The 25,458-nt window shown below is 54.7% G+C and carries 25 protein-coding genes and 1 tRNA gene; 5 read left to right on the plus strand and 21 right to left on the minus strand.

Translation table 11 applies throughout. From position 1 onward, the window contains the following. The first annotated feature begins 260 nt into the window (after positions 1-260). Positions 261-346, plus strand: a tRNA-Leu gene (locus ACWUI2_RS04425). A 142-nt stretch (positions 347-488) separates the two neighbouring features. Here the strand turns inward: ACWUI2_RS04425 and ACWUI2_RS04430 are convergent. The 8 genes from ACWUI2_RS04430 to ACWUI2_RS04465 all read right to left on the minus strand — a co-directional run bounded on the left by ACWUI2_RS04430 (position 489) and on the right by ACWUI2_RS04465 (position 7,181). Then, on the minus strand, positions 489-656 hold the full coding sequence (locus ACWUI2_RS04430) for a DUF1810 family protein (RefSeq protein WP_486981656.1): 168 nt from the start codon (positions 654-656) through the stop codon (positions 489-491). 40 nt (positions 657-696) lie between these two features. Next, a complete protein-coding gene (locus ACWUI2_RS04435; protein WP_486981657.1) occupies positions 697-1,050 on the minus strand; it encodes a hypothetical protein in 354 nt (117 codons plus the stop codon). A 42-nt stretch (positions 1,051-1,092) separates the two neighbouring features. Beyond that, a complete protein-coding gene (locus ACWUI2_RS04440; protein ID WP_486981658.1) occupies positions 1,093-1,224 on the minus strand; it encodes a hypothetical protein in 132 nt (43 codons plus the stop codon). 2,114 nt (positions 1,225-3,338) lie between these two features. Continuing rightward, positions 3,339-3,686 carry a DUF805 domain-containing protein gene (locus ACWUI2_RS04445; RefSeq protein WP_486981659.1) on the minus strand — a complete coding sequence of 116 codons (348 nt, stop codon included), beginning with the start codon at positions 3,684-3,686 and terminating at the stop codon, positions 3,339-3,341. Between the two features lie 617 nt (positions 3,687-4,303). Beyond that, complete coding sequence (locus ACWUI2_RS04450; RefSeq protein ID WP_486981660.1) at positions 4,304-4,621, minus strand: hypothetical protein; 318 nt, start codon at positions 4,619-4,621, stop codon at positions 4,304-4,306. A 103-nt stretch (positions 4,622-4,724) separates the two neighbouring features. Further along, a complete protein-coding gene (locus tag ACWUI2_RS04455; protein ID WP_486981661.1) occupies positions 4,725-5,006 on the minus strand; it encodes a hypothetical protein in 282 nt (93 codons plus the stop codon). A gap of 80 nt (positions 5,007-5,086) precedes the next feature. After that, on the minus strand, positions 5,087-6,253 hold the full coding sequence (locus ACWUI2_RS04460) for an IS4 family transposase (RefSeq protein ID WP_486981265.1): 1,167 nt from the start codon (positions 6,251-6,253) through the stop codon (positions 5,087-5,089). Between the two features lie 514 nt (positions 6,254-6,767). Next, on the minus strand, positions 6,768-7,181 hold the full coding sequence (locus tag ACWUI2_RS04465; protein WP_486981662.1) for a hypothetical protein: 414 nt from the start codon (positions 7,179-7,181) through the stop codon (positions 6,768-6,770). Between the two features lie 981 nt (positions 7,182-8,162). On the opposite strand from ACWUI2_RS04465, the gene ltrA (ACWUI2_RS04470) reads away from it, so the two are divergent. Further along, the gene (gene ltrA, locus ACWUI2_RS04470) at positions 8,163-9,614 is read left to right on the plus strand and encodes a group II intron reverse transcriptase/maturase (protein WP_486981663.1); all 1,452 of its coding nucleotides are present in this window, start codon (positions 8,163-8,165) and stop codon (positions 9,612-9,614) included. 310 nt (positions 9,615-9,924) lie between these two features. Further along, the gene (locus ACWUI2_RS04475; protein ID WP_486981664.1) at positions 9,925-10,332 is read left to right on the plus strand and encodes a hypothetical protein; all 408 of its coding nucleotides are present in this window, start codon (positions 9,925-9,927) and stop codon (positions 10,330-10,332) included. Positions 10,333-11,653: 1,321 nt separating this feature from the next. Here the strand turns inward: ACWUI2_RS04475 and ACWUI2_RS04480 are convergent. The 8 genes from ACWUI2_RS04480 to ACWUI2_RS04515 all read right to left on the minus strand — a co-directional run bounded on the left by ACWUI2_RS04480 (position 11,654) and on the right by ACWUI2_RS04515 (position 16,570). Then, the gene (locus ACWUI2_RS04480; RefSeq protein WP_486981665.1) at positions 11,654-11,914 is read right to left on the minus strand and encodes a type II toxin-antitoxin system RelE family toxin; all 261 of its coding nucleotides are present in this window, start codon (positions 11,912-11,914) and stop codon (positions 11,654-11,656) included. Then, positions 11,901-12,122: a CopG family transcriptional regulator gene (locus tag ACWUI2_RS04485; RefSeq protein WP_486981666.1), complete on the minus strand. Its 222-nt coding sequence runs from the start codon at positions 12,120-12,122 to the stop codon at positions 11,901-11,903. Before ACWUI2_RS04485 ends, ACWUI2_RS04480 begins: the two co-directional genes overlap by 14 nt. A gap of 81 nt (positions 12,123-12,203) precedes the next feature. Continuing rightward, positions 12,204-12,716 carry a DUF6714 family protein gene (locus ACWUI2_RS04490; protein WP_486981667.1) on the minus strand — a complete coding sequence of 171 codons (513 nt, stop codon included), beginning with the start codon at positions 12,714-12,716 and terminating at the stop codon, positions 12,204-12,206. Between the two features lie 49 nt (positions 12,717-12,765). Then, complete coding sequence (locus ACWUI2_RS04495) at positions 12,766-13,182, minus strand: hypothetical protein (protein ID WP_486981668.1); 417 nt, start codon at positions 13,180-13,182, stop codon at positions 12,766-12,768. Positions 13,183-13,451: 269 nt separating this feature from the next. Next, complete coding sequence (gene ltrA, locus ACWUI2_RS04500; RefSeq protein WP_486985040.1) at positions 13,452-14,831, minus strand: group II intron reverse transcriptase/maturase; 1,380 nt, start codon at positions 14,829-14,831, stop codon at positions 13,452-13,454. Between the two features lie 559 nt (positions 14,832-15,390). Continuing rightward, positions 15,391-15,753, minus strand: a complete 363-nt coding sequence (locus ACWUI2_RS04505; protein ID WP_486981669.1) for a DUF5076 domain-containing protein — start codon at positions 15,751-15,753, stop codon at positions 15,391-15,393. A gap of 77 nt (positions 15,754-15,830) precedes the next feature. After that, the gene (locus ACWUI2_RS04510) at positions 15,831-16,115 is read right to left on the minus strand and encodes a hypothetical protein (protein WP_486981670.1); all 285 of its coding nucleotides are present in this window, start codon (positions 16,113-16,115) and stop codon (positions 15,831-15,833) included. Between the two features lie 140 nt (positions 16,116-16,255). Continuing rightward, on the minus strand, positions 16,256-16,570 hold the full coding sequence (locus tag ACWUI2_RS04515; protein WP_486981671.1) for a hypothetical protein: 315 nt from the start codon (positions 16,568-16,570) through the stop codon (positions 16,256-16,258). 416 nt (positions 16,571-16,986) lie between these two features. On the opposite strand from ACWUI2_RS04515, the gene ACWUI2_RS04520 reads away from it, so the two are divergent. Further along, entirely contained in the window at positions 16,987-17,184 is a 198-nt protein-coding gene (locus ACWUI2_RS04520) for a hypothetical protein (protein WP_486981672.1), read from the plus strand. A 38-nt stretch (positions 17,185-17,222) separates the two neighbouring features. Here the strand turns inward: ACWUI2_RS04520 and ACWUI2_RS04525 are convergent, their stop codons facing one another. The 4 genes from ACWUI2_RS04525 to ACWUI2_RS04540 form a co-directional block, all read right to left on the minus strand. Next, a complete protein-coding gene (locus ACWUI2_RS04525) occupies positions 17,223-17,876 on the minus strand; it encodes a hypothetical protein (protein ID WP_486981673.1) in 654 nt (217 codons plus the stop codon). A 196-nt stretch (positions 17,877-18,072) separates the two neighbouring features. Beyond that, positions 18,073-18,522 carry a hypothetical protein gene (locus tag ACWUI2_RS04530; protein ID WP_486981674.1) on the minus strand — a complete coding sequence of 150 codons (450 nt, stop codon included), beginning with the start codon at positions 18,520-18,522 and terminating at the stop codon, positions 18,073-18,075. Positions 18,523-18,581: 59 nt separating this feature from the next. Continuing rightward, complete coding sequence (locus tag ACWUI2_RS04535) at positions 18,582-18,935, minus strand: hypothetical protein (protein ID WP_486981675.1); 354 nt, start codon at positions 18,933-18,935, stop codon at positions 18,582-18,584. Positions 18,936-19,417: 482 nt separating this feature from the next. After that, entirely contained in the window at positions 19,418-19,654 is a 237-nt protein-coding gene (locus tag ACWUI2_RS04540) for a hypothetical protein (RefSeq protein ID WP_486981676.1), read from the minus strand. A 320-nt stretch (positions 19,655-19,974) separates the two neighbouring features. Between ACWUI2_RS04540 and ACWUI2_RS04545 the strand changes: the two genes are divergently transcribed. Continuing rightward, a complete protein-coding gene (locus ACWUI2_RS04545; protein ID WP_486981677.1) occupies positions 19,975-20,916 on the plus strand; it encodes a metallophosphoesterase family protein in 942 nt (313 codons plus the stop codon). Positions 20,917-22,990: 2,074 nt separating this feature from the next. Here ACWUI2_RS04545 and ACWUI2_RS04550 read toward each other — a convergent pair. After that, on the minus strand, positions 22,991-25,321 hold the full coding sequence (locus ACWUI2_RS04550) for a dynamin family protein (RefSeq protein ID WP_486981678.1): 2,331 nt from the start codon (positions 25,319-25,321) through the stop codon (positions 22,991-22,993). Between the last annotated feature and the right edge of the window lie 137 nt (positions 25,322-25,458).

Below are 25,458 nucleotides of genomic sequence, written 5' to 3' on the forward strand. Positions count from 1 at the left end.
CCGGGACCTTCCGTCAAGTTAGCGGCCGGAACAGCCCCCAGGTTCAACGCAATAGCATCGACGAGTTGTCGGCCGATGCCGAGAAAAAAAACCGTTTGAATCTAATGGAAGAAGCGCCGCCTACCCGCACGATAAGCAGGACAAAACGGCGTCGATTGGAGCCGCGGCCGATCCAATTATTCGTGACCGGCTTGAATCGAAATCCCCGGAAACATTGACACCCCATCCCGAACGGTTAGTTCAGAAGGTTTCCATCGCTCGCCCGGGTGGCGGAATGGTAGACGCTGCGGACTTAAAATCCGCTGGCCGTAAGGCCGTAGGGGTTCGAGTCCCCTCCTGGGCACCAACGAGTTAGGGAATACACGGGCGGGAAGAAAAAGGGGCCGTATGCCTCTTTAAGAGCAACCTTTGGCATTAGCCTAACAGGGCAATCGGGGTTTTGCGGTCTCCGAGCTTCCGAGCAACCGCTCTCCCCAGGATTTCGCGATTCAGGTAGGCGACCGCCTCCTCCTCTGACCGATGGCGTATTTCTCTGGCATCGGACTTGAACCCAGGCCGGCAACCTGGGGAAAAATGAACCCCACCCAGTGGGTTCGCTTATTCCCCTGCTTCAGCTCCTGCAGAGCGGAGTCATAATGGTCAGCCTGAGCGGCCACGAAACGGTGGAGATCGAATGAATTAATCTTCCTGTTTCAACTACCAAACTTCAAGAATGATGGCGATCGGTAGTAAAACCGCTGCCAGGCCGAGTGACGCCACAGCTAAGACAGGGAGAAAGTCTTTAATTCGCGTGTCCAGAATTTTTCCACCAAGGAAGGACAAGCCCGAAACAAAGATCGACAAGTAGGCGAGCGCCAGCAATCGGGCAGAAAGTCCGGTATAGTGGTGTGATCCCATTCTTCCGATAATCAATATTTCAGCCCGGACAAGGCCCGCGACTCCCTGATACAGGAGGAAGCTCATCAATGCTAACCCGGCACCAATCGTCACCAGTTTTCCTATGGGCGTCGTGGTAAGATCTTTCGTCCAGATCGAGGTGGATTTCTTCATTTCTCTTCCGTCGAACGTGAAGGCCTGGGACAACGCCTGCGGCTATCGCTCCTCGCGGAGCGGCTTCACGCCGTTCCCTTCCCTGATTGGTTCGGCCATCGGTCCGTGCCGTCCAATTCGCATCAACGCGAGGGAAACCCCCACCAGCATGACCGCCCAGAAAGCTGTATTCATCAGGAGTCGATCCATATTCCACCCGCCCATAATACTGATTCCCGGAGCGCTCTTATAGAACCAGATGGGGAAACCGCAATACTCGATAATTCCGACTGTGCTTAATTCCTCCTCGGAAGTTCGGCGCACGAGAAGACCGGTAGAATAAGATACGGGGCCAGCCAATAAGGCAGCAAGAACGGCTGCAATAAACTTCCTCATTTCCTCATCTTTCTGCCGAAGGTCGAGGCCACTCGTAGAATGGGCGCAAGCCCATTCTGATGAGCGCTCCGATTTCTTCGCACTTTTGTTCAGTAATACTCGGAAGGTTCGATCGCTATCCGGTATGCCCATTCTCCATTTCTTCTATTGCAGCCTTCTCAGCCGGTCGAACTACTCGACTCCGGAAAATCTGTCCAACAACTGAGAAGACGACAAGTCCCACGACCATCCGGAGAATAATATGTTTCGGTTCAGGAGTTCCGACGAGCGAATTGTGCCAGTAAATGAAAAGGATGAATCCGACGACGGTCGGCAATATCAGGATAGCAATCCACGCAAAGAAGAGCCCGGGGCGAATGTGACGCCCAACCCGTTTCCAGTAGCCAGGACCGATCTCATTCATTTTAACCACTCTTGCGAACTTCGAGCCTAGGCATACTGAGAGGCGCCAGCCTCTCAGGGCTGCCTACGACGATCCGTTCTGTCACCGAGGCCTTGATTGGTCCATGTTCGCTTCCCACCATGTTGCGAGCGGGGGACGATCTGAAGAAGTCGCATACCATCGGCTCAAGGATTCATCAAGCTGAGGATCGTCCGCAATCGCGAAGATGAGCGTTCGCCACTTTTCGGTCGGATTCGGGAATTCGAAAAGTTCCGTGACCAATGTCTCGTCATTCAATAACCGCATCAAAATCTCCGGGCCGGGCATCGCTACGCCTTACAGCTTACCGCCAACCCATCGACGTTCCACGGTTTCCAAAAAGTAATACCGAATCCATTCATGATCACAGTCGCTCCGATCTAAGGCCGTTGACATGGCTGTGGGGCGCAAATCTTCTTCCCGAGACAAGTAAACGATTCCTTCAACACGCCATTGGAAACGCACCCCTGTAATTGCGCAGCCGGCACATACACGGCGCTCGGACATTCCATATCTCTGGGCAAACCCGTAGATCAGGATGGAAACAAGGAAGACAATCGCTGAAAAAGAATAGATAAATTGCTTCTTCACTTTGCAGACGTCGAGGACACTGAACAGAATGGGCGGGAGCCCATCCTGTTCAGTGCTCCGATTTGTTCTCGCTTTCTTTCAGGGTTCAAAGTGGTAACCGCAACACTCCCCAGTATGCAATCAATACCGCCGCGCCAAACCCCCAGGGGAAGAAAACAGCCCATCGTCTGATGAATCCGAGATTTCGGCGACAGATATGCGCGAGGACACCCATGGCAACGACGAGGGGGGCGAGGAAAAAACTAGCATTTTGAAACTGTCCGTATCGCCACATCAGTATTGTCCCGCACCATCCTCCACGACCAAGGGAATTCAAATATTCATTCCCACTGGCCATAGTGGAAAATGCAATTGTCAGCGTGACGACAGCGAGGCAGCAAAGTATCCGAGTAGTCCGGTTCAAACCACCGTTCTCTGTCGGCCTGGTAACGCGGTTCTCCGAAATCTGATTCATTCAAATTTCTGTTTCGAGTGTCGAGACATGGCACGCCGCCTATGGCTTCCCCTTAACACCGGGCGGCTTCTCGGCGTTGCCATCGCCGATTCACTGGGCTCTGATTCTTTCAATTGGCTGAAGGACTTTACGTCCGGCTAGAAGCAGGAAAATCGAAATCAATCCATGCGTCAGCTTCCCCCACCAAGTAGAGGAATCAATCGAAATCCCCAGTATCGCAATGTATGGACCTGTGACATCGGGAGATCCGAAAAGGCCAAGATCCTGGAAAATGAGGTGAGAAAGAACTCCCAGGATACCAAGTGTTCCCATAGCTACCAGGAGCACGCCTCCCGTGAATCTCAAACCTATTCGTATCATATTATCTCCTCGCCAAACGTCGAAGGGAGGAACCCCGCCAGCGGCTTTCGCTATGGCAGCGCGGCCTCACCCGTTGGCATCTCCGATTTATTTGGGCTCTCTGTCTTCTTTGTCAGATGTTCGTGAGGAAAGGAATCCGCACTCGATCAGCAACCAAAACCATCCCGCTACTGGAATCAATCCGAGAACGACCGTCCACGCCGGTCGACCTCGATCCCGAAGTCTTCTAATCGTCACTGCGATCACCGTCCAACCCAGCGCGATCGGGATGACTGCAATTACGAAAACAACAAAATCGATAACATCATTCCGGAAGAGCGGTGCGAAGGTGAAAATAAACGCCCAAACGGTTGTCACGATGTTCACCAGAATAACTGCGATCCACCATTCCACGAGATCGGCAGTCCCAAATGGAGAGAACAAATCCTTAATCATTGGCTCTGCCTAACGTCGAGGTGACTCGCGAGATGGGGCGCAAGCCCATCTCGTTGGGCCTACCGATTTGTTAGGGACTCCGTAGCGACCTTCTCTCCGGAACGGATTCGTCCTCCCACGGAGCCCGTTTCAGCGTCATATTTCCATCCCGGTGACGCCAGGAATACCAAAACCTCTTTTCCCCTTCGTCCAAAAACAGAGTGCCATATGCATCGATAGAGGCGAACTGGATTGTTCTCCTGTAAATTACGGAATCAATGACGACTTCCGTTCCGGGTTCGATCCAACCGGATTTTCTCCAGGCATTCGAATCTTCCCTTCGGTCATACAGCTGGAATGGAGCACCGCGAAACCAATCCTCCTCACCCTCGGTGACTTGATCCCACGAGGATTGGCCCGAAGCTAAAAGGCAAACTCTTTTAATTTCCAAACGGGTATGAAGCTGGTCAACGATGAGGGGATGCGAGGAAACATCTCTCACGGTCGTGCAACCGGAGCTGAGCAGGACGAATGAGACCGTCAAGAGTAGAGATACGATTGAGTTTTTCATTCTGCTCTAACGTCGAGGCCATGCGCGGTGAGAGGCGTCAGCCTCGCGCCGCGCATGCGTCGATTTGTTAGGCTGGTGTTCGTTTGGCGGTGGGCCCTCGCGCTTTCGTCCAGAGCGTCACCATCCCGATCTTGAATCCGAACAAAATACCCGCGTAGATCAATCCCGGAATCCATCCAAATAAAAACCAAATCGCATCATACATTCCCATGCTTCGCTCTGGATCTAACCTGTTCAATAGTCTTCCGCTTCCGTCCAAGATCAACCAGAAGCACACAGCCGCGAGGGGGATCGCAATCCACCATTTCTTCACAGCCACTATCGTAGCGATCGGCAAGATCAAGGCGAACGCCAGATAAAGTAGATCCGCATGCTCAGGTTCCATTTAATTTTATCTTTTGCCTAACCTTGAGCAGGGGCATGCGAGTCATTGACTATCGCTCTCGCCGGGCGCGTACATCGCATTGCCTCCTGCGTCTGGTGGCCCATCACTCTACGAGTTCGAAAGTTTCAAAGAAGACGTTAGCGTCCCAAGTGTGTCTTTCTCCATCGGCTTGTCGTAGCCAAATAACTTCAGCCTCACCTTTGACTCCGGCGAGGACCGTCCAAATTTCGCCGATTGGATACACCTTACCCGTAGGCTTCCCTTTCTGATTAAGCACTACAATCTCTTGCTTTATTCTTACTTTCTGCCCCGCAACTATTCCGCAGGGATACGCTGAAAGTCCGTATTCCGTTACCAGTCGATATTTGTCGGAATTATCACTCATTATATTTCTGCCCAACATGAAGGGGAGGTGCGAGTGAAAGTGCCAGCTTTCACTCGTTACCTTTCCCCACTAGCGTCCAGTTAAAAGTCCTTGAATACCAGTTGGTTCGAAATATCATTCGCGGGTTTTCCGTTATTATAGTTTGCAAATAGCTGATTCATAGGGGTCTTCTGAAATACGTTGACGCTCAAGATTTGTAGAATTCGGCTGAGACTTTCATCGAGTCCATGGACCTTATTGAGACAGGCCACCATGAGGTAGACGCACGTGGCGATCCATATCTGGGTGCGCACCGCGTTGTCACTGGTTCCGTAGAATGCTTTTATTCGAAGATTCTGCTTGATCCATTTGAAGAAGAGTTCGATCCGCCAGCGGCTCTTGTAAATCGCGGCGATGGTTAACGCAGGCAACGTTAAATTGTTTGTAAGGAATGTCAGGCGCTTGTTTGTTTCGGTATCGAAATAAGAAATACGGCGAAGGCGGTCAGGGTAATCCCGTTTTCCCTTTTTCGTCCGCAAGACGATCACTTGATCGCATCTGAGACCAGTGGATTTATCAACCTGCCGAGATTCACACACGGTGAATCGGGTATTGGATTTACTGCGAATAACGAAGAATGCACCAGCCAGATGGATACGGAAAAGGCGGGCGAAATCCAGGTAGGCACGATCAAAAACATAGATGCTTCCCTCCTCAAATGCCATGCGATCGAGAAAGTTGACGTCATGAATTGATCCATCGGTAATGCTGATGAACACAGGGATCGAGCCGGCAAGATCGATCTGGGTATGCAGCTTGATCGCCGCCTTCGTTCTTCTGAACTTCGCCCACGGGAAAATAGAAAGGCACAGGTCGATAGTCGAGGCGTCAACCGCGTAAACCATCTCATCCATCTCCAAGCCGTTCGGCTCGTTGACGTAAAGGCGGCGCGCCTTACGAATGAGAATTTGGCCGAGCGCTTCATAAATTCGCCAATCCCGAAACTCGTTCGCGTAAGCAATGTTGGTTCGGGTGATGTTGCCCCGAATTCCCATGGCGTAGAGATGTTGACTGTTACGTAAACAAGCTTCGATATCACGCAATCCTTCGCGAAATGTGATCTGCGCAAATGCCATTGCCAGGAATTGGTCACGTGCGCTCATTCCCCGACTCTGGCGAGGCATCGGGTAGAGAGCAACGCAACGCTCAAACTGCTCGCGGTGCAGCGTATCCATTACTTGGGTGAAAATGAGACGGCCTTCGTTCATGAGGCCAGTCTCAATAAGCCCGCCCCGAACACCAGACCAAGCTTCAAATGCGTCACAACAAACTCACCTCTTTAGATCATGAAAATCCGTTACTTACAAATCCGAGGTGGCCCCTTAGCTGGACGCTAGTGACCTTTCCCGATTGGTTCTGCCATTCGCTTTTCGTGTGAAATCTTCCAAGAACTCAAAAACCTTCGGTGACCCCGGAACCTCTTTCTTGAGGAGTCCCAGCAAGACCGAGAGTTGATGAATTCCCTCCGAGCTGCAAAAGTGTCCCTTATTCTCAGGAGGGTAAACGAAATCCAATGACCCACAGAAATATCCAATGAGTTCGCCTTCTCTACTTTTCTTTGGGCCAGTCATCGCCCAGTCCCAGTCATAATCTCCGGCAGTCCCCGAGATGAAGGCGTCTATACTTTTAATTATGTCCGTTCTTTCATCAGACGGCATATTTCTCGGCAGACGGGTTATTGTCTCGTCCCAAGATTCGAATCCGAATATCTGTTTCAGTTTCTTAAACATTCTGCAGAACGTCGAGGCCATGCGCCATGAGAGGCGTCAGCCTCTCGCGGTTGCATGCGGCGATTTGTTCGGTGAATTCTACCGCTGAACCGATGACGAAGCCGAAAAACGCGACGAGAACCGGTTTCAAATAGATCGAATATGACCACATCGGCGAAACAACCATCTCTATCCTGTAGAGATAGAAATATAGGGCGGATCCAATACCTCCGAGAATCAGCGTGAGGAAAAATGCGATTCTTCTTTCGGGTTCGAATCCCGCGATAAGCGCCCCTCCGACAGCAAACGGCCAGGAAATCGGAATCGCTGAAACCAAATCCAGAAGGATGAGGGAAGTAAATACGCGGTCCCGGGTCGTGACGTCGTGCCAGAAGGAGGACAGGCTAATCTGGGAAATGAAGGCCAAAATTAGGACCCCGATGAAGATCGAAAAAATGGTCTTCTTACTATTCATTCTTACTACCGAACGTCGAGGAATGGAATGAGGGCCAGTCCGAAAACTCACGAACCTTGCCGAGGGCGCGGATGGCCCTCATTGCCATCTCCGGTTTGTTGGGCGGTTCGGTCGGGAGCGATCCACCGATATAGCCCAGCCGAGACGAGGGCCACGAATGCTGTGAACGGGATCAAGAGTAGAAAGTAATTCAGCAGAAGGGAAACGGTCGCTCTGCCCCACTGCGTCCCAGATGGATGACGCGCCGCAGTAATTACTTCCAGAATCGTGATCCCAATGGCGAGAACGAAAAGGAGTCGCGAAAATGTGATCCAAAAAACTCGATTCGGTTTCGATGGCCATTGCGAACGGGCATTGATCCTCCGGACGAGGATGAATGAGAGGCAGACGGGAACCGCCAAGACCGCTGCATTGAGAACCACCCATACCAGATCTCCAATCATTTATTCATTTCTGCCCAACGTCGAGACATGGCACGCCGCCTACTGCGACCGCTCATCGCCGAACGCCTTCTCGGCGTTGCCATCGTCGATTTGTGTGCGCCCAGCATGGGCGCGTTGTAAACGGGGTGCAAGTCCCCTGTAGGAAAACCAAACATGAAAACTCATCATGACGAGACTACTACCTGAGGCCAAGGCGGAAAGGGCAAACGATCCGCTGGAGGAAGGCTAATTGGGAAACCTGCGAGCTTATGGACAAGAACCGCATAGAAGGCCGACACAGGGCGACGAGCTGGCACAACGCAGCGAAGTCGTTTGGTTTGTCCGTGGAGGTAAATGCGGAGGTTGTGCAGGGAAGCAACGCGCTCTTACCTGGGGAGATCCCGCTGCCCAAAAGGCGGCGGGAAGTCAGCAGAGGTCGTAGTAGTGAGCGAACAAGCCGGGGGCTGGAATACGCCCGTTTAAACTTGGAAACCGGAAGTCTTGATCGATCATGAAGGGCCGAACCGAAGAGGAATCTCCTGACCCCGCGAAGGACGTGGCAGACGCTCAAGCCGGACGGCCCGCGTCGCACGAGAGCCTTCGCGGCGGGAAGCATGAGGGGGTTCAAGATCGATCCTTGATGGAGCAAGTTCTCGATCGGGAAAACCTGAATACGGCCTGGAAACGGGTCAAAGCGAATAAAGGAGCCCCCGGTCTCGACGAGATGTCGATCGAGGAGTTTCCCGCGTTCCTTCGGGCCAACTGGACGAGGCTTCGCTTCATGCTGGTGAAAGGAACCTATCGCCCGGCGCCTGTGCGCCGGGTGTTTATTGCGAAACCGGACGGGTCTGAACGCCCGCTCGGAATACCGACGGTGCTGGATCGATGGATTCAACAGGCGTTGGCACAAGTGCTGGGGCCGCTTTTCGAGTGCGACTTCAGCGATAGCAGCTACGGTTTCCGTCCCAACCGATCCGCTCATCAGGCGGTGAGACAGATGGAAGCCTGTTGGAAGGAAGGACGCGTCCATGCGGTGGACTGCGACCTCAAATCCTTCTTCGATACCGTTAACCACGACCGGCTTATGGAGCAACTGCGAGAAAAGGTCCGGGACCCTCTGGTCCTTGGCTTGATTCGCCGCTACCTGCAAGCCGGCGTCGTGCTGCCCGAGGGAATCCGCGAGGCCACGCCTTGCGGCGTACCGCAGGGAGGGCCACTGTCGCCCCTGCTGGCCAATATCGTGCTCGACCCGCTCGACAAGGAGTTGGAGCGGCGCGGACATCGTTTTGTCCGCTACGCCGACGACTTTCTCGTCATGGTCAAAAGTGCAAAAGCGGCCGAAAGGGTGAAAGAGAGCCTGACGCGATTCATCGAAGGAAAACTGAAACTGGTGATCAACCAAACCAAAAGCAAAGCCGCTCCCCTGCGCCAATGCTCCTTCCTCGGCTTCTGCCTTGGAAAGCGCGGCCAGATCATGTGGACGGACAAGGCACTCGCCCGCTTCAAGCTGCGGATCAAGGACGTAGCGGAGCGGAGATGGAGCGCCGGCAGGCGGCCCGAAGGGTGGCGAAGCCATCAAATTACCTCCCGAAACCGCGGTCGCCGGGTCGAGGACGTCATCCTTGAGCTTCGCCGGTATGTCACCGGCTGGCTCAATTACTTCGGGATAAGTCATACCTGCAAAACGGTATTTGCACTCGATAAATGGATACGTCGGCGAGTGAGGTTGTATTATTGGAAACAGTGGAAGCAGCCGCGGACGCGCCGTCGTCGCCTGATCGCCCTGGGTATACCGCCCGAGGAAACCAAACGAGCGACGCGCAGCCGGAAAGGCTACTGGAGAATGAGCAACAACAGCATTCTTCAACGCGCTCTGACCAACAACTACCTGACAAAACAAGGGGTTCCCGATCTACGCAAACAATGGATCGTTCTTCACTACGGGCCAAAAGCCCGGGTCTAGTCGGAACCGCCCGGTGCGGACCCGCATGCCGGGTGGTGTGGGACCTGCTGCTGATTGACTTATCCGTCAGTCAGCGGTGGGGGCTCCCAATTCGATCGGATAAGTAAAGCAACAAGCGTCCTTGTGCGTTCGACCGGAAAGACTCCACGATACAATATCCACAGGCAAAGAGGTTCAAGGCGATGAGGGTGAGGCTCAAATGAATAGGAATCATAGCATGAATCGAAGCGATTCGAATCACTTCGGCGGAAGCACCCTCTGAGATCTCCCACGTATCTATCATCTCGATTATGCCGTCAACTCGTGAGTAATGCCAAAAGGCGACAGCAGCGAAAATCATTGCAAGGAACGGCCAGAAGACCCGTCGATATTTCAAGTCACGGCGTACGCGTTGAACAAGCTTTTCGAATTCCTTTCGATCTTTCATTCACTCTTTTCAGCCAACGTCGAGGCCATGCGCCGTGAGAGGCGTCAGCCTCTCGCGGTTGTATGCGTTGATTTGTTGTGCTATTGCGCTTCAGAACGGGTCGTCGTGATCGTCACTATCGACAACGCCCCCCGCCGCCTTATTTCGTTCCATTTCTCTTTCATGCAGGATCTCAAAATAACCCTCCTGCTTCAACCAGATGTCATCAGCATTCAGTCGGATAAATTCCTCGGTATCGATTCCGTCAACCGTACGGACCTCTTCCGCTTCTGTTTCCCTCCAACGAAGTAAGTCTCCCACCGGAATTGACCCTTTTCATCAAAATGCAGCTTTGGCTGCTTCTTCTTGGGGTTCTTCTTCTTTCCCATTATTCTTCTGCACAACGCTGAGTGGAGGCATCCGAGCCAGTGAATACCGTTCCTCGCCGGGCGCGTAAATCGGATTGTCTCCCACGATTTGTTAGGGTTCCGGTAGCCTCCGAAGGCAGAGGGGGACAGAAACGACGATTCCCGTCAGAATTACGAGAATCGGATACTTCCATAATCCCTCGATTGAATCCTCTCTAATCTTAATAGGATCACGGTCTACCCAAAGAATTCGGATGCTGTCCTGCGGTGTAAATACCCCCTTTCGAACCCATCCTTCTCTCGTCACACCTTTCGCGTCCGCGAAACGAACTTTCAAATACTTTTCGGAGTGATTCGGGCGGCTATAGTCAATAGCTCCGATCATTTCGCCGATGGCGGATTCGGACTCACTGAGAAAGAGGAGAGATGGTGTGGCGAGCAGGCCGGCAAGGCAAAATGAAGACACCTGAAGAATACATATAAATCGAATCTTTCTTCTCATTTATTCATCCCTAACGTCGAGGTGACTCGCGAGATGGGCGCTAGCCCATCTCGTTGAGTCCACCGATTTGTGTGTGCCCGGCATGGGCACGTTGTGATGGGGTTAAAGTCCCCTGTTTCATGAACTCAACTCAACAAATGAAACTAGATTATGGCAACTGCGGAGTCGCGAGGCTCCGTGGGGAGGAAGCCTATGTCAAAGATGTGAGCCCACGTACAGAAACGCGGTACAAGGCCGACGGCACGGGTAAGCTGGCACAACACAGCGAAGCCCTGAGTTCACTGCCGGAGGTAAACCGCGGGGTTGTGCATCGGAACAACGTGCTCTTACCCGGGGAGGCCTCGATGGGGCGCAATGCCGGTTTCAATCTACCGTCAAGGCATTGCCGCCGGTCCAGTAATGGGCCGGTTGTCCATCGAGGAGTCAGCCGAGGTCGTAGTAGCCGCATCGAACGAGCCGGGAGTAGCTGCCGACGGGTAACCCGTCCAGCGTTCCGAGGCCGAAGGCCGACAAGACCGGGTGCGAAGCGAGCCGGACCAATGGACCGGAGGCCTCAGGAGTGGTGAAGGACCGAACTTAACGTGCGGGACCAACCGTGAGAGTCTGCGAGTCATCGTGCGACTTCTTGCGAGGAGAACCGTGTTCCGTGGGACGATTCGCTTCGGCGGATCGTCTGGTTAGGAACCGCCGTGATACGGACCCGTATGTCCGGTGGTGTGGGGGCCGGGAGAGTTAATGCTCCCGGCTACCCGATTCTCGGTTCTTAGCGTCGGTATGCCTCCCCGCGATGAGCTACCCTGACCACAACGATGGTAATCAGTGCATCGTTGATCTCATACAGGATGCGGTAGTTCCCTTGGCGAACGCGGTATTTTTCTTCGCCGGATAGCTTCTTTACCCCAGCAGGGCGAGGATCATTCTCCAGTGCCAAGATCCGCTCAATGATTCTTTTTCTGTCCTTCTGTGAGATCTTTCCGAGTTCCTTTTCGGCGGAACGTCGAATCTGGATCTTATAATTTCCCATCCGCCTTCAACTTTCTCAGGAACTCCTCGAAATCCACAGTCGGTTCATTTGCCCGATCTCTAAATGCCTGCAGATCTTCAAGATCCTCAGCGAATGACTGGCGAATAGCGTCATTCACCAGATCAGAAACTGATGACGACGCTTCCGCCGCTTTCACTTTCAGTGCCCGGTGCAGATCTTCATCGAAATAGACGGTTGCTCGTTTCATACTCTCAAAATGGAGTTAAAACGTCATAACGTCAAGGGGTGATTTACTTTTCTCCGAGAACGTCGAGACATGGCACGCCGCCTACGGCTTCCGCTCATCGCCGGGCGGCTTCTCGGCGTTGCCATCGTCGATTGGTTGGCTGTTCTCGTCGCGTTCCCAGAATTCCGAGAGCGCCCGCCTGATCTGAGGACGCTCATGGTGAAATGCGCGATTGCTCTCCACCCACTCCAGATACATCACTACCGCCCTCTTTTGCTCAGCGGTGAACAGCGAGAAACGATCAAAATCCGATTTCGTAAGCCAGTAGACCGGGTCATGGTCAAAATCGTAATCGAAGCTAAATATTAAATACGGCGGCAGGAGAAACCTCATGCCTTCATCATCCGTAAAAGACAGGCAACTGTGTCCGCGATCGATATCTTCCTTTTTGATCCGCCTCCAGTCGAGGCGCTCATCTCTTTCCCTCGCTTTGCTCCTTACTTCTTCACTCTGATAATCGTCGATCGCTTGACTTTCCCACAGGCCGATCCCGTTACCAAGGGCAACGTCTCGAAATGCCCGATGGATCGCATCTTTGATCTCATCTGGTTTCATATCCTTTTAGCCAACGTGAAGAGGAGGCATGGAGAGTAGCGCGTCAGCGCTACTCGGAATTGTCTCCCTCGTCTGGTTGTGCCTCCGAGATCGTCACCATGGCCAGGCAGCCGCGATGAAACTCGTAATGGCAGGAGTAGGTTTGGTAATCGAGGCGAATCCAATCTCGGCGGACTCCCAATAGGTCTGAAAATCCCTTCTTTATTTCAGCATCCCCGGATCTGGCGTGATCTTCGGCCTCTGAAACAGACGAGAAGAACGGAACATCACATTCATCTTGGGAAAGTGGTTCAAATCCATCAAGGGGCTCAAGGTAGAGAAAGACCGTGACAAGTCTTTGCTGCTCATCAAACCGGAACTCGAATCCTTCTGACTTGGCCACAGACGAATAGGAATCCAGCTGGTTCTCGTGCAATCGGTCAAAATCGTATAGCACCTCCATTTCGAAGGTTTCGAGAACATTCATGATGTCGTCACTCTTCAGCGGTTGTCCAAGGAGAGGGAGGAATCTCATTTCTTATTCTTTCTCTGCACAACGTGAAGAGTAGTCGCGGAGAGAGGCGCCAGCCTCTCGGAGTTGACTTCCGGGTAAAGACCGGGGTTGCCCCCGATCCTCCCCACAGACCCGTACGTGAGCTTTAACTCATACGGTTCCTCAGGGTCCAGCCCTTTTCAGGTGGACCATCCTTTGGTAACGACTCCGCTGGACGCATAACTTTCACTTCCCGGCATGGCTCAGACTTGTTTCATGATGCGCGGTTTCGGTAATGGGTAGGTGTTGAGGATGGTGGCCTTAAAGCAGGCTGCACTTTTGGGATCTTTGCTGTTGCGGCGGTTCGTCCACCGTCGCCAGGCCTTGATCACGTGTTCGTAGTAGACTTCCATCTGCTTGTAGTTTCCGATGATGCCGTAGTATTGGTAGTGCCCGCGCAATTTCGCCACGAGCGTCTTCCACTGCTCTTTCATCGGCTCGTGCATTTGCTCCTTGCACCATTCCCAGATCCGGGTCATCCCGCGTTGCTGACGCTTCTTGCAGGTGCGGCGCTTGATCGTCCAATTCCCTTTTAACGACTTCGCCCAGTAATGAGTGAAGCCGAGGAAGTCGAAGCTTTCCGATGGCTCGCCGACGATGCCCGGAGGCATGAAGCGGACGCATCGGGTCTTCTCCGGATGGATGGTCAGACCAAACTTCTCGAATCGCTTCGAGAGCACCCGCATGACGCGCTTGGCGTCGCGGGGTTTTTCGAAACCGAGAATGAAATCATCGGCATAACGGATGAGAAAAATCTTTCCGTTCATGACCGGGTCCACCTCAGTTTCGATCCACAGATCCAATACATAGTGCAGGTAGATATTGGCGAGGACAGGACTTACAATCCCGCCCTGCGGGGTGCCCGTTTCCGGGTGGATCAGCTCACCGCCTTCCATCACCCCCGCCTTTAACCATTTGCCAATGAAGCGCAGCAACGTTCCGTCGTTCACCCTTCGCTTCACAAAGCCTACCAGTTGTTTGTGATCGATCGCGTCAAAATACCCTTGGATGTCCGCATCGATAATGGTCGATGCATCCCCCCGGAAGCAATTGTGACGCAGGGCCGCCAACGCGTCATGGGCGCTGCGACCTCGCCGGAAACCGTAGGAACAATGACTGAAGTCGACCTCATAGATCGCTTCCAGAAGCATCGCCACGGCTTTCTGCACGATTTTATCCTCAAAGGCCGGGATTCCGATGGGGCGCAGTTTCCCGTCGTCCTTCGGTATCCAGCCGCGTTTTACCGGCGGCGCTTTGTAGCGCCCGCCTTTCATGCGCCGGTGCAATGAACGGATGTTTTCTCCAAGCGCTTCCGCGTAGCTCCCGGCAGTTTCTCCGTCCACTCCACTGGCCCCATCCTTGCGGATGAGTCGATGGGCTTCCCAAAGGAAGTTTTCATCGATAAGATGCATCAGGTTCGTAAACACGAATCCCGCATCCCTCTTTGCCATTTGCGTGATGCGGTTCAGCTTTGTTGAGACGCTTTCCGGGGTTCGATCTCCCCACGTCGTTCCGCCGACCCGCTCGTTATGCCCGGCCTCGACTTCGCTGTGGCATGGGTCGCTTGGGACACACTTCCCCATGCTTGCCGGTTCCCCTTTCGGAAAACCTTCGCTACTATTCTTGGCTAAGACTGCCATACGACTATCTCACGCCCCTCGCTTTCGCTCGTCGGCGCGATACCCTCCATATCCGGTTCGTTCGCTCGTCGAGGGCTCCGGCAGCCAACGACGCCCGGGGACTTTGCAAGCGCCTCCCCGCTTCGGCGCTGTTGTTCTTGTTCTGGAGGGAGGCCTGCATGGCTCTCCCGGAGTTCCCGGACAATCCCATTTGAGTGCATGAGTGGTTCTAAGAACCCGACGGTGCTTGGTCGCGTTCGTCAAGTTAAACGACCTCCCTTTCGCCTTCGTCCCGAAGCACAGACTCGGCGTTCGTCCCGTGCGGACGGGACTACTTCCGCAATTATACAGTTTTCGTGGGCTCAATAGCACCCCTACACTCTCGCTCCACACAGCTACGATCACGGTCGGTTACCCTTCCGCAAGTGTGCTTCGCTTCCGCATGGGATGACGAGTCCCTTTGCGGGTTGGATTTGCCGCCGCCAATGGCAGCGACTCACCAACTGGATTGATATGACAGGTTTCATGAGTCTTCACTCAATCCCCCTGTCCCGTGCTCGTCCGGCACGAACCTCGCCTTGTTCGGTCCTCGGTCTGTGTCAGGAGTGATTCCGCCTTCCGCTTCGTCGGTGGGCGAATCCCATTCCATATCAAATCCTTTCCTGATCCTCGCAAGGACTTCCTTTCGATCCATTCCTTCCTCCTCAGCGTAAGCATTGGCAACGTGCTTCGCCAGATCTACAAGCATCAGTCCCCACGCTGTCGGATCTTTCCATAGTCCGGTTCGCAACGAAACGTGCTGCTGTCCCGTAGCCGCCCAGATCCGAGCAATCTCTAATCCTTTCGGGTCACTCTTCGCGATAGGTGGAATCTGAAGTTCACTCATAGGGATATTCTTCAAGTTTTTCTGACCGAACGTCGAGAGGATGCACGGATCAATGGCGTCCGCTCAACACCGCCGCGTTATTCCGTTGCATCCCTCGCCTTGTTCGGTTGTTCCTCGAAGGCCGAGAACTGCCAGAGAAGCCAGGTCACAAAACCAAGTGCGCAGAGGGAAACAATCATATACCATAGATCGCCGGATCCAACGGAATAACGCCACAATATTCGGATGAGCATTAGAATGCTCGCAATGGAAATAATAAGTCGCGACCGGGAATGTCGTCGGTAGATACAGAATACTGACGCGGCCAAGAAGATCCCGCTCAAGACCACCAACCAGAGAAGAAACGGATCAGTCTGTATCATGTTCTTTTCTTCCGCTTTCCTTGTCTTCTTTTACCGAACGTCGAGCACACTCGCAGAATGGGCGCCAGCCCATTCTGTTGAGTGCTGCGATTTGTTCGCCTTATTGGATTATACCCTTTGATCGAGAAGATCCTCATTACTCACCGATCTGCTTCTGGAGCATACAAAACCTCCCCTTCAGCTCTGATAAGTCGCATTCTTAGGCCTCCCGAATCAACGTTTGCCAACCATCGCAAGTTATTTGACAAATTATTAAAGTCTACCACGAGTCCGTCGTCACTCGGAGTCACATGAAAAACCATATCAAAACTATCCGAACCATTATTATAGAAAAAAACGACACCTCGTTCTCCCGATTCTACATCCCCGGAAGCAAATATCTCAATAATTTCATCACTATAAACAAGAGGAGTTTCGCTCAGATTAGCGGATGATGTAATCGAAACTGTGTTCATGGAATCGTCAGTGCATGAGCAGCAAATCGCGACCAGAGGGATAAGAAGGTTTCGAAATTTCATGGATCTTGTCGTTCTTTCGTTTTCTTAGGCGAACAATATTATTCGGGGAGCAGTTCCCTTTTTCCAGGACCTTCTTCCCCTAGGATCTTCCTTAACCGACTGAGAGGCAATCGATTTTACTCATCCTCGGGAAAGTTCCCATATCAATTATGGGAACCGATCCGATAGGGAACTTTCGAAATCGTTCCCCGAATCCGTTTTTTGCCGGGAAGAAGGAACTTTAAAGTTTCCCGATCACCTGTTCGTGGAACCCCGTTTCGTCCCCTATCACCTGTTCGTGGAACGCTATTTGTCCCCGAACGGGCGAAAGGGAACTTTTCCCTTGGCATCGCGCCCCTTTTCAGGGTCGACCGATGGCTATTATTCAAAATTCTCGCAATCAGCGTGCGCAATGGAGTGATATTGAGGCCGGGGTGGCACGGCTGAAATGGATGACTGAACGGCAGCGCTCCTTCTTTCGCGGTCATTCCCAGGTGGAGACCACCATGGTCTATACCCCTGTGATGAACAAGCCGAGCATGGATGCCAGAAGCCCGCTCGACGAGATGTAACAGCGAGCGACGTTTTCCGTTTTATTCGATCAGGCAGCTCAAAACGGAATCTCTTCCTCTTCCAACAAGTCTTCTGGCTGGGCGTGACGATGCCTCACCCTTTCCTCCTTGGACAGGCTGGAGGAGACGCCTTCCTGCAAGAACAGGAGAGCCTCCATCTCCAGCTGTTCCGCCGGATAGTCGCCGATCCAGTCATCAGGTCCATCGTCGTCCTCCAACGGTCCACGATTGGCACGATAAATTTCCTCTGGAATCCAGTTTTCGAGCAGCCCTGCTTCTCCGCAGGCAATCAACAACGCCTTGTCAGTCTGGCCGACTTTTCGCCATCGTTTACGCTTTCCTTCGGCGATCTTTGCCACCCGGATCAGCAATTTGGCCTGCCTGGCCACCATCGCATCGGAATGGGAGGTCAGCTCCTGCAATCGCATAACGTTCTTTTTTGAAATCCGCGATTGTCTTAGAAAACCAGACAACTCGGCTTCGAGGTCGATCTTCTCACGCTCCGCTTTGGGGAGCCGGTGGCACTCCTTGCAGACGTGGGTCCTGTGTCCCTTGCCGGAAAACTTCTCGTTGGGACGAACTCGCCCGCAGATTCTGCAAAAATGGCCCATTTCTTTGCTTTTACACAGCTTCGCCCCGTCACTTCCCCTCTGTCTTTCTTGGACGCAGACGACGAAAAGATCCTTGGACAAACTTTTCCCCGGAATCCGCCATGGGTCAGTGAGGTAACACCAAGGGGGAAACCGATAAAGCGTTATGGTGAAAATCTGATCAAAACCGGGGTTCGGGCAAGTCTCTTGTGCCAGAGAAGGTTCTTTTGCTCCGGGGCCGCGGACATGTTCGAAAAACGAAATAATTTCGCTTTTGCTCTATTTGAACTCTCAGGGATCATCGTTCCCGCAGGTAAAATATCCCGTGAATTATCACCACGAATCCGGAGAACATTCCAATGAGGATCCAAATCTTCCCGCTGTATGCATCCGGAATGAGAACCGCTATCCCGGGGTTCCCCGGCTTGTAGTAGGCTCTCCACTCGTGCTCTCCTCTCAAAAAGACTGGAAGGGGTCCTCCATTCGGGGTGGTGCGAGTCCCCTCGTATTCAACGCCTTCGACAAAATATCGAAACCGCGCCTCCCGGGTATCGATCGCAACCGTTCCGGATCCAGTCCGAGTTTCAGTTCGTTGGGTTGAGACCGATCCGACCTCCCGAACATCATAAGCCTCGACACTCGGCCACTCCTGGACACCCGCGTAGCGAACATATCCTCGAATCAGAAAGACGAGGGAAACGAGGAGCATGATGTAAAACAAAGAGACGATTCGTAGCTTTTTCATCATTTATTCCCCACACGGCTGATGAATACACCCAGTCTGTGCCTTTATCGCTTGGTCCAAAATCAATCCGGCTCCGCCCCCTTCTTCCAGAGCAGAATGCGATTTTCCTCGAAAACGGTCCGTGTGACCTCGCTGTACCAGTGATCGGGAAAAGAACCCAACTTCTCATCGAGCACCTTCAGCAGAGAAGCATAGCCCTCTGCATCTTCGTAGATTTCGTAATAACGGTCTTGGAGATGCACGACCAACGCAATCATCTCGATGGTGAAAAGATCAACCTGGACGGCCTCGATCTTTGGAATGGAAGCGAGCGTGAAGGAAAAGCATCTTTCCCGATGCCAGAATGATTGTTTTTTCCGGACAGTCACAACATTTCCTGCCAGTTCAACGGTTTGGCCGATGATCGATTTCTTCATTCTCCCAAATCCCCCAGAGGCGCAGGCTTGTGTCTCGTGGCGTTAAAGTCAGAATGAGCCTAACGCGAGGAGTCCTAGGAGAACAAGAATTCTCGTCAGTGGAATCGCCACGAATAAAACGATTCCCTTAATCATCCGCCCCTCACACTGCAGGTTCCGAAGGAGCTCCGGGATGCTTTTGGAGTACGGGTATCGCCAGATCTCTAAAAACAGAATGAGTGCCACGATGTAAATCAAGAGTGAGGAAATCCGAAGAGAAGGGATATAAACGAAATAAGTGAACGACAAAACAAAGGCCGCTGCCATTCCAACATACCACGCCGGTGTTGCGATGTTTCGCCTGTATACTCGAATACGCTCCGCTTGGTCCTCTTCGTGCTGAAAGCGGATTTCGGCAAGCCTCTGCTGGGGATCCTGTGAATTCATTGATAGATTTTTCGGCGGCGCGGTTTCGCGCGGTTCACTCATCGGGTTGGGAGCGATTAACCTCCATTCTTCTTCCTGCCACGAAGCACGGCGGCCGTCCCTGCGTAGCCGGCGATGAGAGCGAGCGCCAGGAGAATGACCGGTCCAACCGCGACGCGCTCCAATTCGGTTACCGCCCAAAAGAAAAAACCGATCGAAAGCACTCCCGCCACGACAGGCAATCCCGCCGCGCTTCCCGCGTTGCCAGTCTCTTTCAAAACGACCATTTGAATCGCGGCGAAAAGACCGGACACAATTGAGACGATTGTGAAGAGAAAGACCATCAATCATTCTTTCGCAAAATGACCTCTGAATGCCGATCACCGAGCAACCAATGAGCGATCGATTAAAAACTGTTCGAAAACGCCGGTCCGGGCAAGCCACTTGTGCGTGTTTGCCGTCGGCTCGGAAAGGACGAAACCATCCGCCCGGCCAGGGTCTCCGGGCGCATCACGGCAGTGAGGACCAAAGGTCAATCAAGATCGCGGTCCTTTCCGGACAGAGTTTCTGACCTGAGCGGATCTGGTCTGGACCAAGCGCCGGGTTGCATGCTAAGCTCGGTTTCGTGGCCATCATGAACAAGAGTCGGGACAACCATGGAAGGCTTCCAACGAGGAGGGCCTTCCTCCAAAGTGGAGCGCTCCTGCTGGGCGGTTTCCTGTTCAGCCGACCGGCCTGGGCCGAAGAACGGACGAAACGTCCCGCCCTGCGAATCGGCATGATGGCTGACGTGCATCACGCCGACTTTCCAAAACGGGGGCGCCGGGGCGGCCCGGACAACCTCAATCTCTACCAACAGTCCAAAGCGAAGTTCCAAGAGGCGATCAATCGGTTCAAAGATGAAAAGCCGGATTTCGCGGTCGAATTGGGCGACTTCATCGACTCGGCGGATACGCTCGAAAAAGAAACCGAACACCTCCGGAATATCGAAAAGATCTTCGCCCAACTTCCCTGTGACCGCCACTATGTCCTGGGCAATCACTGTCTGGACGCGTTGGTCAAAGAAGAGTTTTTCGAGCTGACGCGGGCCATCGCACCCCATTATTCCTACGACGTCGGCGGATTTCACTTTGTCGTCCTTGACTCCTGCTTCACCGAGGAACTCGAGCCCTATGGGCGGAGTAACTGGGACTGGACGAACGCGAACATTCCGCCGGAACAACTCCGGTGGTTGGAAAGGGATCTGGAGAAAACCGGGCTGCCGGTGATCGTGTTCGCCCACCAGCGCCTGGACGGCGATACGCGTTATGACGTTCGGAACGCGGCGGACGTGCGAAAGATAATGGCGGACTCCGGAAAAGTCGTCGCGGTGTTCCAGGGCCACAGCCATCGAAACGACTACCAGCAGATCGACGGAATCCATTATGTGACCCTGGTGGCCATGGTTGCGGGCCATGGTCCGGAAAACAGCGGATACGCCCTGGTCTCGTTGTTTGACGACGCCTCGATCCGAATTGACGGATTTCGCCTGCAGCAAAATCTCGAATTGCAGCAAATCGGCGGGGTCACTCGCTGAACTCCTCGAAAGCGCCCCGCGCTCTCGAAACTCGAAAAAAAAGCGCATTTTGAAAAAAAGGGCTTGCACGGAGCGAATTCTCCTCTAGCCTCTTTGGTAGATAACAGATTTTCCCCCGCATAGCGGGGGTTTTGGGGTAACTAAGAAAGCAGCTGGCGGGTCGTTTAGGGGTAGGCGACCCGCCTTTTCTTTGCCCGGATTTCACCAAACCACCCTCCCAAACCGAGTGACTCTACGGTGCTTGTCGTCCCCACGCAAACGGAGGCGGTGCTTTCGCAGATTTTGAGGCAATCATACCAAAAATCCGTTTCCATACTTTGGGAACAACCAAACAGGCAGGAATGCCTGTGCCACTCTGCGGCAATCACGCCGCAACCGGGACCTCCATAGATAGCCCGACGGGCTTACACCCTCCAGCCCAGGGTTGAGCCGAGTGAAACGAGGCCTACCCTGGGGGGACCGAAACCCGACGCCACGAACCGCAACGCGGTTCCGCCCGCATTCGATCCACCACCGCCCGAAGGCCGGGACGCAACCTCTTCGAGGTAGATCGTCTCGCGACCGAGACCCAGGGTAGCCCCGCATTCGCGCGGCAACCCTGGGCTGAAGGACGAAACGCCGTTGGCGTATTAACCCAAAGTGACGGGGCCGGCCCGGCTCCGTGCCGAGCACCAAGCCTCGACCTCAACGGATCAGACGGAGCTGGTCCCTCCCCCTTTTCCAACGCACTGAGGCGGGACGCCTCACCCACTTTTGGGGCCTTCGGCCCTTACGCCGGAACCGGAGTCCCATAGCCCGACGGGCTTACGCCCTCCAGCCCAGGGTTGAGCCGAGTGAAACGAGGCCTACCCTGGGGGGACCGAAACCCGACGCCACGAACCGCAACGCGGTTCCGCCCGCGTTCGATCCACCATCGCCCGAAGGCCGGGACGCAACCTCTTCGAGGTAGATCGCCTCGCGATTGAGACCCAGGGTAGCCCCGCATTCGCGCGGCAACCCTGGGCTGAAGGACGAAACGCCGTTGGCGTATTAACCCAAAGTGACGGGGCCGGCCCGGCGCCGTGCCGAGCACCAAGCCTCGACCTCAACGGACCAGACGGAGCTGGTCCCTCCCCCTTTTCCAACGCACTGAGGCGGGACGCCTCACCCACTTTGGGGCCTTCGGCCCTTACGCCGGAACCGGAGTCCCATAGCCCGACGGGCTTACGCCCTCCAGCCCAGGGTTGAACCGAGTGAAACGAGGCATACCCTGGGGACCGAAACCCGACGCCACGAACCGCAACGCGGTTCCGCCCGCGTTCGATCCACCATCGCCCGAAGGCCGGGGCGCAACCTCTTCGAGGTAGATCGTCTCACGATTGAGACCCAGGGTAGTCCCGCATTCGCGCGGCAACCCTGGGCTGAAGGACGAAACGCCGTTGGCGTATTAACCCAAAGTGACGGGGCCGGCCCGGCTCCGTGCCGAGCACCAAGCCATCCATCCGACCAGACAGCGTGACTCGGTGCTGAGGCGGGACGCCTCACCTCTCCTCAGTCCACCAAAGTGACGGGGCCGTCCCGGCTCCGTGCGGTTTCTCAGCCCCTGATCCACAACCGCAACACCGCCCCAACAAGGCAAACGGAGGCGGTGCTTTCGCAGATTTTTAGGCAATCATACCAAGAATCCGTTTCCATACTTTGGGAACAACCGAACAGGCAGGAATGCCTGTGCCATTCTGCGGCAATCACGCCGCAACCGGGACCTCCATAGATAGCCCGACGGGCTTACACCCTCCAGCCCAGGGTTGAGCCGAGTGAAACGAGGCCTACCCTGGGGGGACCGAAACCCGACGCCACGAACCGCAACGCGGTTCCGCCCGCGTTCGATCCACCATCGCGGGGAGTCAAAGGCGCAACCCCTTCGGGGTAGATCGTCTCACGATTGAGACCCGGGGTAGTCCCGCATTTCGCGCGGCAACCCCGGGCTGGAGGACGAAACGCCGTTGGCGTATTAACCCAAAGTGACGGGGCCGGCCCGGCGCCGGGCCGAGCACCAAGCCATAACTTTATGCGGCATGCGACCAGCCGAGCTCGGTCAGGTGGCGAGAGCGGCGGACTCTTCCGTGCCGGGGAGCCCCTCGGATTCCCATTTGGCGGCGCGATATTTTTCACGAAGGGTTAAGATCGATTCCACCGTCTCGACGGCACCGGAAGTCAACCCGTCCAGCGATTGCTGGATCTTGGCGTTATCTTGAATCCGGCTTTCCAAGGCCGACCTCTTTTCCGCGTAGTCCGATTTACCCGAGGAAAGTTTCTCCCGGATCTCGGTACCGAGAGTTTCGAGATAACGGTCGAGCAGTTGTTCGGAGACCCGGGCTGCTTCGTTCGGAAAGAGCAACGACATCCGGGTGGTCACAAGATCGCGCAACGCTTGTTTTCCTTCCTCGCCGAACCGTTTCTGTTTCACCTGGGGCGCCACCGGAAGATCCATCTTGCCGGGTTCGCCGAACAGGCGGCGGCGGACCGAGGCCAAACTGCGGAACAAGATCCAGTCGAGGATGCTTTTCTGCACCTTGAGGTCATCCGGCCCGATCTTCACTTGACAGTCCTCCACCTTCGGCCGAACCGCTTCCAGCGCGGAACGGGCGGAGCCGATGGCCGGCTCGAGGATTCGGTCGAGTCCGTCGACCGCCCGACGGACTTCCGGGGTCAACTCGATGCCACCGTAGGAATCGGCGACCAGCGAGGAGGCTCGGGCAGCGCAATCGGTCTCCACCCGGGTGCGGCACGACTCGAAAATCCCATCCCACTCTTTTTGCAGGGCGGCGAGGCTTCGGTCGGATTCGAACCAGGCGTCGAGCGTCTTCAGGGCGTTTTGCTCGGTTTCCTCCCGGATTTGCAGGGCGAACTTCTCGGCCCCTTCGCGATTCTGGCGGCGCAAACCGGTGAACGCGTTCTGCCAATCGAGCGATTCGAGTTTCTCGACCGCGCCCAAGCGGGTTTCGATTTCCTGCAGTTCCCGCCGCAGGGCCGCCTGACGTTCGCGGAAGGGCGAGGTCGATTCGGTGGAGCAATGGCCTTGCACCTCCCCGGCCAACCGTTTGCCGAGGTGGAGACTGTCCCCCATGAATTCATGAAGATAGTCGTTGCTGTTGAGATAATCGGTGAGGTCCCGAAGAAACACCGAGAACGATTCCACCGGATGGTTGACCGATCCGACCGCGACAACCGGTTCCGGCGCGGATGATCCGGCGGACTCGACGGGCTCCGCAGGCTCGGCGGACTCGGTGGATTCGGCGGATTCGGCAGGTTGGTCGGCGGAGACGGCGGATTCGTCCGACGCCGTTGATTCGCCGCCGTCGGCGACGTCCGCCTCACCCTCCGTTTTTTCGCCATCGGCGGCCGCGGTCGAAGTTTCTTCCGGCCGCGCCGCCTCGGCCGTCGATTTTTCCCGCGCTTCGCGGGCTTGGACCAGCGACGCGGAAGCCGAGTTCAACAGGTCGATCGGATAGATCCGCAACCGCCCTTCCTCGGCCGCCTTGCGCAGAGGGGCGCTCATCACCAACGACTCGAACGCCTTGATCACCTCGCCGGGCGACTCGCTTTCGAGACTCGGCTTGAAGGAACCGTCGGGTTCGAGGTCGCGTTTGTTGGAGTCGACGTTGACCACCAGGAAAATCCGGCTGAAGAGGTTGAGCAAATCGCCAAACTCCTCGAACACCTGCTCCAGGAAGAGGGTGTCGGTTTTCACCACGAATACCGCACAGGCGGCGCTGTTGCGGAACTCCCGGGTCATCAGATCGTAGCCGAACTTCATCCGGGAATAGAGTCCCGGAGTGTCGACCAGCACGGTGAGGGAGTCCTTCAAGTTTTGGGCCGGGACTTCGACGTCGATCCGGCGGATCGCCTCCGGATAATGCACTCCCGGCTCGAATTCCTCCCCCTTTTCCTCGGAGGCGCGCAGGCGTTCGGCCAATTGGGTGTGGCTCTCCTGAATCAACATCTGCAACGACCGGTTGTCGGCATAACTCAGTTTCTCGCCGCTGTAACGGGAGGCGACGAACTTGTAGTCGTCCCCGTGTTTGACGTGGACCAGGCAAGGATAAGCGGGCAAGGAAGTAACTTCGCTGACGTAGGTCGCGCTGATTGCGTTCATCAGCGTCGATTTCCCGCTCTTGAGAGGTCCGAAGATGATCACGTAAGCCTGCTGCTCCTTCACCTTGTTGATCAAGGTTTCCAACCGATGGTGCACATCCGACAATCCGGCGAGCGGCCGTTGCAACACGTCGGCGTCGGCCTTGCCCTGAATCTCGGCGCGGGCGCTCCGCAGGGCGGATTCAAACGGAGCCAGGACTTGGGCGAACTCCTGGCAAAAATCGGAGATTTCGGTTTTGATCGATGGGAATTGGCTGGATTCAGTCGTCATAAGTGGGAGTTGTGGTTTTCTTGCTCCGGCCGCACGGCCCGGTGATGGAAATGAATCAGAACGCCCGCATCATCGGAACCGGTCCGGGCCGTGTCAAAGGGAGTCGACGGGCCGCCCAGCCAAAGGCATGGATCCTT

Source organism: Verruconatronum alginivorum (assembly GCF_056590205.1).